This window comes from Dyadobacter subterraneus (genome assembly GCF_015221875.1).
Classification (GTDB): Bacteria; Bacteroidota; Bacteroidia; order Cytophagales; family Spirosomataceae; genus Dyadobacter; species Dyadobacter subterraneus.
The window spans coordinates 3605545-3618274 of record NZ_JACYGY010000001.1 but is presented as its reverse complement, the minus strand read 5'-3'; the positions used below and the strand labels follow the sequence as shown (position 1 = coordinate 3618274).

The following is a 12730-nucleotide window of genomic DNA, read 5'->3' as shown; positions in this document are numbered from 1 at the left end:
GATTTTAGAATTGACCTTTTAAGTCATTTCATCATTACAAAAGTAACAGGTAGAAAGACGAATGAGTTGCTAAAATCAAACGGAAGATTGCGAAATTCAAACAATTGCAGGGTCATTGGTTTAAAATCACTAACAATACTTTTACGATTGTTTACCTTTACGGCATGGAGTATTTTAAAAAGCTGCTTGATTTACTGAAAATCGAAAGAGAGGAAGACCGCCAATCTTATCTCAAACTTACTGAATCGACTTCCGTTTCCGAACGCAGGGCAAACGGACTTGCATGGTATCCAATTGCAATTCGCGGACAGGAAATGAGTCGGGGTGATTATGTTACGGTTGAAGTGGAGCGCACAACGCATCAGGATATCTCACATCAGCTCCGTTTTGGAATGCCGGCTGTTTTGTTTTCTAATCATGATCCTAAAAAAGACAGGGTTGAAGGCACGGTAACGTATCAAAGCGGGAATCGTCTGAAAATTACCTTGCGAACCGACGAATTGCCGGACTGGTCCCGCGACGGGAAATTGGGAATAGACCTGCTTTTTGATGACAACAGTTATGACGAAATGCAAAATGCGCTTAAAAATGCATCTGCTGTCTACGAAAAGACGGATGAAGGGCGTCTGGTGAAAATACTGATCGGTGAAAAAGAGCCGACTTTTAAAACAGAAATTTCTCCTTATGTTTTTTCTAAATTAAATAATTCCCAGCAATCTGCGGTTAACAAAATACTGGCGGCAAATGAACTTGCTGTTGTCCACGGTCCTCCAGGAACCGGAAAAACGACAACATTGGTAGAGGCAATCAAGGCGCTGATCAAGCAGGATAAAAAGCAGATTCTGGTTGTTGCGCCGAGTAATACTGCTGTTGATTTGTTAAGTGAGAAACTTTCAGATCAGGGTTTGAACGTGCTTCGTGTTGGAAATCCGGCTCGTGTTTCGGAGCGACTAATGTCTCTGACACTGGATAGCAAAATGTCTGCACATCCAGGCATGAAGGAAATGAAGACGCTGAAAAAACAGGCGAATGAGTATAAAAATATGGCTCATAAGTACAAGCGAAGTTTTGGAAAAGCGGAACGTGAGCAGCGCAAAGCCTTATTTGATGAAGCGCACAGAATAATGAAAGATGTCGGTAAATCCGAGCAATATATCATTGATGATCTGGTTGCGAAAGCGCAGGTAATTACGGCCACACTTGTCGGATCAAATCATTACACGGTGCGTAATTTGAAATATAATACTGTTGTAATTGATGAAGCCGGACAAGCATTGGAGCCCGCATGCTGGGTGCCGATTTTAAAAGCGCAAAAGGTGGTTTTAGCCGGTGATCATTGTCAGCTTTCACCAACTATTAAATCAAATGAGGCTGCGAAAAAGGGTTTGGCCACAACCTTACTGGAAAAATGCGTATCACTGCATCCGGAATCAGTCACTCTTTTGGAAGAGCAATACCGTATGAATGAGCAGATTATGGGTTACTCTTCAAAAGTTTTTTACGAAGATAAACTGAAAGCCAATAGTGCTGTTGCTCACCATGTTCTGTTTCCTGAATCCACTCCGCTTAATTTTATTGATACGGCTGGTTGTGGTTTTGATGAAAAACTGGAAGGAACAAGCTCTACAAATCCTGAGGAAGCGGCTTTTGTTTTCAAACATTTAAGCCAGCTGGTTTCTGAACTTGCTTCTCAAAAAGGTGATGATGGTAACCTGTTGTACACAATAGAAAATTTTCCAAGCATCGCCGTAATTTCACCTTACAAACAACAAATTTATATTTTGAAGGATCAGTTGCTTCATCATCCGGCGCTCCAAATTTACGGTGACAAAATCTCAGTCAACACCATTGACAGTTTTCAGGGCCAGGAGCGTGATGTTGTGTATATCAGCATGACCAGAAGTAACGCGGAAGGAGACATTGGATTTCTTTCGGATATCCGGAGAATGAATGTGGCGATGACCCGCGCCAGAAAAAAACTGGTTATAATAGGGGATAGTGCCACCTTATCTTCTTTGCCTTTCTATTCGGATTTTATCAACTATGCAGAAAAACTGGATGCTTATCAAAGTGCTTGGGAATTTGCAGATTTATGAAAGAGCAACTTCGACGTTGTCCGTGATAAGCTGCTCTTTCAATTTATTACCAACAATACCCAAAAGATAGGTTGCTAATGTGCTGGCCAAAATGCTGATTTCTTTATTGGTATCTTTTTGTTTGACGGCAATTCCGGTCAGCGCAGCGATGATTGTAACCAGATAATAAGGATCATTCAATCGGTTTGATATCACAACGCCAAGGCCGGTGGTAACAGGGAGAAGTCCCAGTGTCCAGTGTTTTGCATCATCCGGTTTTATCATATAACCTGCTTCCTGGACCAGCGTTGTGGCGCTCACAGCCGCTGCCGCAGTCAGCCAGCCAGTATATAAACTAATTGATTTCCGGATTATATTTTCAGCTCCGTTTACTTCCGTTTGACCGATTTCCAGTGCGCGATGAAGAGCAATGGCAGCCGGCAGCATACTGATCGTTGTTACCGCCGCCCCGATTCTACTTGTTTTATCAGATTTTGAAAAGAAATAGCCAAATAAACCGGTCAATAAATAACTGATTCTAAGCCACGGCTGTGCTTTTTGATAACGAGGATTTATAATTTGCGATGGTAAAGCCTGGTGAATTGCTAACGCCAAAGTTCCAATATATATCGTTGACCAAACAATGCCAAAAGTCTCATTTGCAGGCGTTACCAGATTTCTGTCAACCTTGTCCTGACGTTTTTTATCAAAGGGTGTATCAATTACTTTTTTTCGCGGACGGCTGAAAAAGTAAGTTCCTAAGATGCCACCAATAACAATGGCTGCTGTAATGTAACGTCCAGTTTTAATGTCTTTCATCTTGCAAAGTGTGTAAAATCATGGATTACTAACAAGCTTACTTTTCTGAAATAAGTCTTCCAAAAAATAAAATTATTGTGCCACAATTTTAACGCGATGCGGGTTAATGAATGTAAGAAACCTGTGAAAGTCCCAAGCCCGAATCAAATTCATACAATCTTGGAACTCCAGTTGCGAGGTTAACATCTGAGATTTTCGCCTCGCTAATTTTTTCAAGATACATCATGAGTGCGCGTAGGCTGTTACCGTGTGCTACAATAATAATGTTTTTGTTGGCTCTTAATTTAGGTTCAATTTCTTTGATGTAATATGGCACTACGCGGTCATACGTATTTTTCAAACTTTCACCGTTCGGTGGTACCACATCATAACTTCTTCTCCAAGTCTGAACCTGAGCAGGGCCATATTTTTTAGTCATTTCAAGCTTATCCAGCCCCTGCAAATCGCCGTAACTTCTTTCGTTAAATGCGGCCGTTTTTGTAACAGGCATTGAGGTTTTGTCAATTTCCTGGAGAATGATGGTAAGTGTGTGAATGGCTCTGACCAAAACCGATGTATAAGCCTCATCAAGCGGGTATTTTTTTATTAATCTGCCGGCGTTTCTAGCCTCCATTTCACCGGTTGAAGTCAACTCAATATCGGTACTGCCTGTAAATCTGTTTTGTAAATTCCATTCGGATTGGCCATGTCTGACGATTATTAAATTCGGCATAAATTAAAATTAGGGTTGCAGAAATCATTTACAAAGTCGTCTCATTAAATCTTTTACAGAATAATGTAGGGCTCCTTGTAAATGTAACGCAAAAGCCCGGCTTCCGGTGCTCCAATTTTGTGGTTTGTATTTCGTTTTGGTCTAAAAATGAGAAAAGTAAAGTCTTTTCACCGGAAAATATCAAGCTTACGAAAGGTTCAGGGATTTGCGATTGTCATAACCACTCTTCCGTCAACCTTTCCTGCTTTCATTTTGTCAAAAACAGAATTGATGTCTTCCAGCTTGGCGGTATGTACGGTCGCTTTTACTTTTCCATCCAAAGCAAATTCCACGGCTTCCTGAAGATCTTTTCGGGTTCCTACAATGGAACCTCTTACCGTATACCGGTTTAAAACGGTTTCAAAAATCGGTAAGTCAAAACTTCCCGGAGGCAATCCGTTCAAAGCAATTGTTCCTTTCCTTCTCAGCGCTGCAATTCCTTGTTTAAACGCAATAGGAGATACAGCTGTTACCAGAACTCCGTGCATGCCGCCGGTTTCTTTTTTCAAATATTCTCCCGGATCAGTCTCCAAAGCATTTACAATTAAATCTGCACCCAGACTTTTTGCGAGATCCAGTTTGTCCTGACTGATATCGATTGCGGCCACATGCATTCCCATCGCTTTTGCATATTGCACAGCCAAATGTCCCAGTCCGCCAATTCCCGAAATTGCAACCCATTCACCAGCTTTGGTTTCTGTTTCTTTTAAGCCTTTGTAAACAGTTACGCCTGCGCAAAGAATCGGCGCCATTTCGATCATGTTGGTGTTGGCCGGCAAATGTGCCACATATCTTGCATCCGCAATAACATATTCGGCGTAACTGCCATCCACGCTATAACCACCATTTTGTTGGGTTTCGCACAAAGTTTCCCAGCCGGTTATACAATATTCACAACATCCGCAGGCACTGTAAAGCCATGGCACTCCAACTATATCTCCTTCTTTAACCTGATTAACATCCGGTCCAAGGGCAACCACATAACCAATTCCTTCATGTCCGGGAATCAGCGGCATCTTTGGTTTTACCGGCCAGTCGCCTTCGGTTGCATGCAAATCGGTATGACAAACACCGCTGGCAATTACTTTGACTAAAATCTGATTTCTTCCCGGCTCTTTAACTGGCATTTCTTCAATTTGTAGCGGTTTTCCAAATTCACGGACAACGGCTGCTTTCATCTTCTTTGGTAACATAACGTAGGCGTTTAAGGATTTTTTGAATATCGAATCGTAAAGTTCGGCTTACAAAAACGCTGTTCTTATGACCATTGTCATTTATGGTTATGATCTTCGGACATTCAATTCTTGGTTTTATTACGCTCTGGAACAAAAGTTGTATGAGATGGGCAGGAAAGGTATTTCTTCCAAAATCCTCTTTTTTATTTGAAACTGATTTAGTTTATGATCAAAACATTTGCAGATAAGTCCGAACATCCTTTTGAGTGGCTGGACGTTACCGACCCAAGTATGGACGAGTTGCATGAAATTGCTAAAAAATACAACCTTCATGAATCTTCGGTGAACGATTGCCTTCAACCGGACCATCTCCCGAAATATGAAATTGTTGGTAATGAAGGCGATGTCTTTATTATTTTACGTTTGCATACCAGCGAAGTAGCAAACCAGGCAGATACAGTCAGAGAACTGACGGACAAGATTGCAATTTTTATGAAAGAGGAACGCGTAATCACAATTCATAAAAAACCATGGCCGGAATCTGAAAAGATCAAAGATGAATATATCAAATCGGATTACTGTAAATCAGCTCATCATATTCTCAATGAAATCGTAAAAACCGGATTGGCAACTTACGATCAACACGCAGCTCGCCTGAACAGGGAAATAGAATTTTTTGAAACCAATATGTTTTTAAAAAATAGAAAACGTTCGCTTCTGGAAGGTTTGTACTATTTAAAAAGAAAGGTTGACGTAACGCGCAGAATCCTGATTCTTACTTTTGAAATCGTAGATAAAATTGATAACCAGCCGGGTAATACCTACACGCGTGACACACGAGATCTTTATGTGAAATTGCACAATATCTACGATACACTTTTTGAAAACACAAATCATTTATTAACAATCTATTTCTCACTTTCTTCTCAAAGAACCAATGAAATTATCCGGGTCCTGACTATTTTTTCAGTCTTTTTCATGCCGCTCACATTCATTGTTGGCATTTATGGGATGAATTTTGAGCATATGCCGGAACTGAAAATGAGGTTCGGCTATCCGGGTGTTATGCTGTTGATGGGTGTAGTGACGGGTTGTATATATTATTGGTTTAAAAAACGGGAATGGCTTTAATTCTGATAAATTCATTGAAATAGATCTATCGTGTACTATATGCCAAAGTAATATAATGGTGCAGAAATTTGTAAGATTGTTAATTTGGGAAACTTGAATCATATTTGTTTTTCCATGCGAATATTTTCGATTCCTAAACCTTCAATTCTGTAATATGGTAGATTTTTTTAAAAGGGCGTTAAGTATCTTTTTGTGTTCAGTGTCTCTACTTTTTGTTGTGCCATCTGTACAAGCACAAAATAAAAAGCCAAAATTTAAGGTCATCGCCTTCTATACAGGCAAAAATGATCAGGCACATATCAGTTATATGCATGAGGCGAATAAATTTTTTCCAAAGATCGCTGCTCAGTATAATTTCACCTACGATTCTACGACCGATTGGAGTAAACTGAATGCTGAATTTCTTTCAAATTATCAGGTCGTTCTTTTCCTGGACACACGTCCCGAAAAACCTGAACAAAGAGCCGCATTTCAAAAGTACATGGAAAACGGGGGAGCCTGGATAGGCTTTCATTTTGCAGCATTTGCATTGACTCCGTCTGCTTTTAACCAGGATTGGGATTGGTATCATGAAAAGTTTTTGGGTTCAGGACAATATGCCAGTAATACCTGGCGGCCAACTTCTGCTGTTTTGAGAGTTGAGGATAGAAAACATCCGGCCACAAAAAACCTTCCTGAAACATTTAACTCTTCACCAAATGAATGGTATCGCTGGGAGCATGATCTTCGTAAAAATCCGGATATCAAAATTCTTCTATCAATTGATTCCACCAGTTTTCCATTAGGAACTGGTCCCAAGCAGCACGAGATTTGGCACAGCGGATATTATCCTGTGGTTTGGACAAATAAAAATTTCAAAATGCTTTATCTGAATATGGGGCATAACGATATTGACTATGAAAATAAAACCAATAAAACATTGTCATACACATTTGCCAATAAAACTCAGAATCAGTTGATTATTGACGGTCTTTTGTGGCTGGGATCTGGGAAAAAGTAATTTTAAGCGCAAGTACAGAATTGCAACAAAATTCATGCTTTCATTTGTACAAAATATCAGGCTATGAAACTATTACTCATAGAAGACGAGAAGGCGCTGGCAACGAGTATTCAGAATTATTTCCAACGCGAAAATTTCATTTGCGAGTGGGCATCTGATTATGAATCGGCCATTGAAAAAATAAATATATATAAGTACGATTGTGTGCTTGTTGATATAATGCTTCCGGATGGTGATGGACTGAATGCTGTTCGTGAACTGAAACGCAAGAATCCGGAAACGGGTATCATTATCATTTCTGCAAAAAATTCACTTGATGACAGAATTGAAGGTTTGAATTTGGGTTCTGATGATTATTTAACCAAGCCATTCCATCTCTCCGAGCTTAATGCAAGAGTGCAGGCTGTGATCCGCAGACGGAATTTTCAGGGAAATCAGCAGATACGTTTTGGTAAAATAAATATAGAGCCTCAAGAGCATTTTGTAGCTGTGGAAGGCCAGGAGATAATTTTGACAAGAAAGGAATATGACTTGTTGATTTATCTGATCGCTAACAAAAACCGGGTTTTAACCAAGGAATCCATCGCTGAGCATTTATGGGGAGACGATGCGGATTTGATGGATAATTTTGATTTTATCTATACGCATATTAAAAACCTGAGGAAAAAACTGATGGATAAGGGTTGTCCGGATTATCTGAGATCAATTTACGGAGTAGGATATAAGTTTAGCGAGCAATGAGATTATTACTCCGGATACTTCGCTACCAATTGGTAACATCGATGATCGTTCTATTTTTGGGAGCGGGGTTATTTTATGTTTCAGTAAGGTATCTGATTGACAGGGAGGCTAATAAAGAATTATTTCAAAGTCAGGTGAAAGTGCGATGGCAGTTGAGGCATCTGGATACTTTGCCGGTGTATATTTTACAGTTGGGTGATAGTTTACAGCTTCAACCAGTTCAGTATCCGGGAAGACCTTTTATGCGGGAGACTTCGATGTTGAATCTTGCTGAAAATGAGTATCAGCCTTACCGCCAATTGGTTTTTTATGAGAGATCATTGGGGCAATGGTATAAAATAACAATCAGTAAAATGCTTTTACAACGGCAGCGGTTACTGGAAACGGTTGTAATGACGATTACATTTATTGTTGCGTTGTTATTGGTTTCTTTGCTGTTGTTAAATAGTTGGTTGTCAGAGCGTTTGTGGAAACCTTTCTACAAAACTTTAGGAAAACTGGATCAATACCAGATTCAGCAGCACGAAACTCTGGAGTTTAAGAAAGAGGAAACTTTGGAATTTGATCAGCTCAATCTGGCTGTTACGCAGCTTACGGAAAGAATTGCTGCGGCGTATCAAAATCTCAAAGAATTCACTGAAAATGCATCGCATGAAATACAAACGCCTCTGGCAGTGATCCTTTCAAAAATTGAAGGATTGTTTCAGGATGAAACTTTAACGGAATCACAACTTGTTACATTGTCAAGTGTCAGTGAAGCTGCTAATAGATTGGGGCGTTTGAATCAGGCATTATTATTGCTGACAAAGATAGAGAACAGACAATTCCTGGCAGGAACGGATCCGGTGAATCTGGTTCCTATTATAAATGGGAAGTTGCAGGATCTGGAAGATTTGATTGTCCAACGAAAAATATCGATTCAGACAGACATGGAATCTGTTGGTTTGGTAATACATCCGGCGCTCGCAGAAATATTGGTTAATAATTTATTGACAAATGCGATCCGCCATAACGTTGAAAACGGAAAGATTATTATTACCTTACGTGAAAGATTTTTTTCGGTTAAAAATACAGGAAAAATGCTGAATTTGAACCCGGAGCAGTTGTTTGAACGTTTTAGAAAAGAAAGCACAGTTTCTGCCTCACTTGGACTTGGTCTTGCGCTGGTTAAAACCATTTGTGAAGTGAACGGACAAAATTTAAAATATGAGATAGACCACGAATGGCATACTTTGACCGTTAGTTGGTGATATAAAGATTTTTCATGGCTAATAAAAAGAGAAAGGGGGAGGTTTATGACCTTCCTTTTTTTATGTTTTAAGCTGATTTTGAATATCTTAATCAAATATGTGTTAGGATTTGGGTATCGAATAATATTGTTGTAGTTTTTGGCATTATTAAAATTTAATGCTGTAAACTATGAGCAAAGAACTAAAAGAAGATGGTGTTTTTTACCATCAATCTTCACCAAAATCGATTTCTACAAGAAACAGAAAAACATCGGTTGTAATTTACAAAGCACCTGTTTTAACAAAGCTGGATTCGTTTGGAAGTACTATGAAATTAGGGAAAGGTGTAAATTTTTCGCAAACCAGAAATATTAACACGGGGCATTGGATTAAAAGGGATGAAATTTCTGGTGAGCTGACCGTTGGTATTGGAACGAAATCTTTCCCTGGAGTTCCGGTACGCAGGAAATTTAGAGCAGCGGCCAATCCTTCAATTAGCAAGGAAACTGCGGAAATGGCTGAAAAGGCGGTTTTGGCAACTTTAAACAGGTCTTTGAAAAAGTAAGTTTCTGTGGTAGTTAGTCAAAATAAAATAATTAAAAGTCCTGTTTTTGAAGAAAGTGTTTTTATAAATTGTCCGTTCGATGAGCAGTTTAAAAAGATCTTTCATGCAATCATTTTTACAATTCATGCCTGTGACTTTACACCCAGATGTACGCTGGAATTTGAAGGTGATGAAAACCGATTACAACGAATAACCAACCTGATTCAGGAATGTCAGTTTGGTATTCATGACGTTTAGCATAAAGATGGCAGGCTCAACATGCCGCTTGAACTTGATTTATTTATTGGTTGTCAAAAATATGGAAATGGTAAACAAAAAAAGAAAAGCTATTTATTTCTTGAAGGAAACAGATATTCTTCTAAAATATATCTTTCTGACTTAGCTAGTCAGGATCCTATGGCGCATGAATTTAAGGTCATGTCGGTAATAGGTTGTGTCAGAGATTGGCTTACTTCCAGATCCAAAGAGCCTGATCAGATTGCTCATCTTCCTTTCCTGATGTCTAAATACCGCCAATTTCAGCAGGAACTTCCCAATATGTGTGCTTATAATAACTGGTCGGTAAAGCGTTTACTATTTCCCAAGTTTTCCAGTTTGGCGTCTTCATTTATTTGCGTCAATTTTTAATTTGAGGTAATTTTTAAAACTTCAAAATCTCTTCAGAATTCCCACAAGATTACAACAGGATCATGTTGCAATTTTGAATTAACAAACGAGGCAAAGTAGCTGATAAGGTTTTCAGCTGGTCTTAATTCAGGCACTTTAATCGTCGGTTAATCCATCGTTCAACTTAATCATCTTTTATAGTCATGTTTCAAAAACAAAATATCAAAAAACTTGCTCCTGTTGCTTTGGCGTTTGCTTTTTTGGGAGGTTCTTCTTTTGCTGCATATGAACATTTTAGCAAGCCTGATACCATTTCAAGCTGGGTTGAAAACAACATGCCTGTTGTTAAAGCCCGTTTGGATGAAAAAAATACAGGCGCCAATGTAGCCATGATTCCAGCCGATTTTTCTTTTGCCTCACAAAAAGCCACAGCGGCGGTAGTCCATATAAAATCAACACTAAAACCAGAAAGAAATGTTAGCCAAATGCAGGTTCCGGATGAACTGAGGGACTTTTTTGGTGGTCGCAGTCCATTTGGTCAGGAGGGGCCGCAGGGACAGGGAAGAGGTGAAAAAGCACAAGCTTCCGGTTCAGGCGTTATTATCAATCCGGATGGATATATCGTCACAAACAACCACGTAATCCAAGGGGCAGAATCTTTGGAAGTGACTTTGGCCGACAAAAGGGTTTTCAAAGCAAAAGTTATTGGCTCTGACCCAAACACGGATATTGCCCTGATACAAATTGATGCTAAAAACCTGCCTGCATTATCTTTTGGTAGTTCGGAAAATGTAAAAGTAGGACAGTGGGTTTTGGCAGTTGGTAATCCTTTTAATCTTACTTCAACCGTTACAGCCGGGATAGTAAGTGCAAAAGGTCGTAGTATCAATATTTTAGGAGAAAATTCAAAAGCGCCGGTCGAATCATTTATTCAGACGGATGCAGCTGTAAATCCAGGTAATTCAGGCGGCGCACTGGTTGATTTAAATGGAAATCTGATTGGTATCAATACAGCGATCGCGAGTCAGACGGGACAATTTGCAGGATATTCATTTGCTGTTCCTTCAAGTATCGCCCATAAAGTTGTAGAAGATATTTCAAAATTTGGTTCAGTTCAGCGTGGTTACCTGGGTGTAGGAATCAGTGAGGTGGATGGCACAAAAGTGAAGTCTTACGATTTGAAAGTGAATGAAGGCGTCCGTGTTGAAAGTTTTGCAGAGCAAAGTGCCGCTCGCGAAGCAGGGATAAAAATCGGAGATATAATCACAAAAATTGATGGACATCAGATTGAAAGTGTTCCTCAGTTACAAGAATCCATCGCGCAGCATAAACCCAGTGATAAAGTAGTTGTGAATGTGAATCGTGAAGGTGTTGAAAAAGAGTTGACCGTTACCCTAAAAAGTAACACAGGCACGCTGGTTGCAGAAAAATCTGCTCAGACACTTGATAATCTCGGAATCGAATTACAGGATTTAACAACTCAGCAAAAAAGAAACTGGGATGTTGAACAAGGCGTAATTGTGAGCCAAATTAATGCAGGAAAAGTCCGTCAGAATACGGATATGCAGGATGGTTTCGTTATTACTAAAATAGATAAAACACCTGTTGGAAACGTGCAGCAAGCGATGAAAGCATTAGAAGGTAAAAAAGGTGGGGTAATGATTGAGGGAGTATATCCTGGAAGTCAGGAAACACAATATTATGCGATTGGTTTGTGAGATGGTAGGGGCGGGCCTTGTGTCCGCCCAAACAAATGGCGTGTTCATCCAAACGAATGGCGGGTCCGCCCGAACAGAAAGATGAATTCGTCCAAATGGATGGCATGTCCGACCAAAAGACAGCATGCAACCAAAACAGATGAAAAGTTTATTTTTAATAAAAACCCAGTTTTAGTTATTAAAAATTTAATCATCGTAAAAAAATGAAAAAGAGCCTGATTCTATTGGCAGTGCTAAGTATTTTCAGCACAATGGTTTTTGCAAATAATTCAAAACCAAGAACAATGAGTTGCGTAACGGCGCACACTTACAACTGGATTGTACCGGATATGAAAAAAAATCAGAATCCAATGTACAGCAGCACATATTCCCGCCAACGTATCCAACAAGCGTTTGACGCAGCTTTAAATGGTAAAGGTTTAGTGAGAGAAACGCAGAATCCTGATTTACTTCTGCAATTTCATACCTATACCCAGCGTGTTCGTAGAAATTATTATGGTGGTGGTTACCCTATGATGGGCTATCCGATGATGGGTTTTGGCAGATTCGGTTACGGAATGCCTTACTATGGCGGGTATGGTTACGGTGGTTACGGCGGATATCCATCTTCCAGCAATAATACAGACGGAACATTAATCCTTGATGTTGTTGATACAAAAACCGGAAACATCATCTGGCAAAAGGCAATCACGGGTGATGTAACCAATCCAAACCATCTGGAAAAAAGAATCAATAAAGGAGTGAAAAAACTTATGAAAGATTTCCCCGTTCAGGGATAATCTGCTGAATTGAATTAATAAAACAGGCATCAAAAAGATGCCTGTTTTATGCTTGAAAAAATAAATTATTATTATTTCATTCTTGTTCTCTAACTACAATATTTCAACAGAATGTCATTGTAATTTTGAAATGTTAAAGGT

At 39.5% G+C, this 12730-nt stretch carries 13 protein-coding genes; 10 read left to right on the top strand and 3 right to left on the bottom strand.

Features of this window, described 5'->3' with window-relative positions; genetic code table 11:
* Positions 1–164 precede the first annotated feature (164 nt).
* The gene (locus tag IEE83_RS14970; RefSeq protein ID WP_194121352.1) at positions 165–2096 is read left to right on the top strand and encodes an AAA domain-containing protein; all 1932 of its coding nucleotides are present in this window, start codon (positions 165–167) and stop codon (positions 2094–2096) included.
* Here IEE83_RS14970 and IEE83_RS14965 read toward each other — a convergent pair.
* From IEE83_RS14965 to adhP, 3 genes are all read right to left on the bottom strand, one after another.
* On the bottom strand, positions 2091–2894 hold the full coding sequence (locus tag IEE83_RS14965) for a TspO-related membrane protein (protein ID WP_194121351.1): 804 nt from the start codon (positions 2892–2894) through the stop codon (positions 2091–2093). The two genes, IEE83_RS14970 and IEE83_RS14965, sit on opposite strands and share 6 nt — an antisense overlap.
* Positions 2895–2997: 103 nt before the next feature.
* A complete protein-coding gene (locus IEE83_RS14960; protein WP_194121350.1) occupies positions 2998–3606 on the bottom strand; it encodes a 2,3-bisphosphoglycerate-dependent phosphoglycerate mutase in 609 nt (202 codons plus the stop codon).
* 197 nt (positions 3607–3803) lie between these two features.
* A complete protein-coding gene (gene adhP / locus IEE83_RS14955; protein WP_194121349.1) occupies positions 3804–4838 on the bottom strand; it encodes an alcohol dehydrogenase AdhP in 1035 nt (344 codons plus the stop codon).
* Between the two features lie 207 nt (positions 4839–5045).
* On the opposite strand from adhP, the gene IEE83_RS14950 reads away from it, so the two are divergent.
* The 9 genes from IEE83_RS14950 to IEE83_RS14915 all read left to right on the top strand — a co-directional run bounded on the left by IEE83_RS14950 (position 5046) and on the right by IEE83_RS14915 (position 12589).
* The gene (locus tag IEE83_RS14950; protein WP_194121348.1) at positions 5046–5951 is read left to right on the top strand and encodes a magnesium transporter CorA family protein; all 906 of its coding nucleotides are present in this window, start codon (positions 5046–5048) and stop codon (positions 5949–5951) included.
* Between the two features lie 154 nt (positions 5952–6105).
* Positions 6106–6951, top strand: a complete 846-nt coding sequence (locus IEE83_RS14945; RefSeq protein ID WP_194121347.1) for a ThuA domain-containing protein — start codon at positions 6106–6108, stop codon at positions 6949–6951.
* A gap of 63 nt (positions 6952–7014) precedes the next feature.
* Entirely contained in the window at positions 7015–7692 is a 678-nt protein-coding gene (locus IEE83_RS14940; RefSeq protein WP_194121346.1) for a response regulator transcription factor, read from the top strand.
* A complete protein-coding gene (locus tag IEE83_RS14935) occupies positions 7689–8942 on the top strand; it encodes a sensor histidine kinase (protein ID WP_194121345.1) in 1254 nt (417 codons plus the stop codon). Before IEE83_RS14940 ends, IEE83_RS14935 begins: the two co-directional genes overlap by 4 nt.
* 169 nt (positions 8943–9111) lie before the next feature.
* On the top strand, positions 9112–9486 hold the full coding sequence (locus IEE83_RS14930; RefSeq protein WP_194121344.1) for a hypothetical protein: 375 nt from the start codon (positions 9112–9114) through the stop codon (positions 9484–9486).
* Between the two features lie 6 nt (positions 9487–9492).
* Positions 9493–9723: a hypothetical protein gene (locus IEE83_RS32950; protein WP_228101820.1), complete on the top strand. Its 231-nt coding sequence runs from the start codon at positions 9493–9495 to the stop codon at positions 9721–9723.
* A 21-nt stretch (positions 9724–9744) separates the two neighbouring features.
* Positions 9745–10113 (top strand): hypothetical protein, encoded by a 369-nt coding sequence (locus tag IEE83_RS14925; protein ID WP_194121343.1) that lies wholly within the window; start codon positions 9745–9747, stop codon positions 10111–10113.
* A 182-nt stretch (positions 10114–10295) separates the two neighbouring features.
* Entirely contained in the window at positions 10296–11810 is a 1515-nt protein-coding gene (locus IEE83_RS14920) for a Do family serine endopeptidase (protein ID WP_228101819.1), read from the top strand.
* 203 nt (positions 11811–12013) lie between these two features.
* Positions 12014–12589 carry a DUF4136 domain-containing protein gene (locus IEE83_RS14915; protein WP_194121342.1) on the top strand — a complete coding sequence of 192 codons (576 nt, stop codon included), beginning with the start codon at positions 12014–12016 and terminating at the stop codon, positions 12587–12589.
* Positions 12590–12730: the final 141 nt, after the last annotated feature.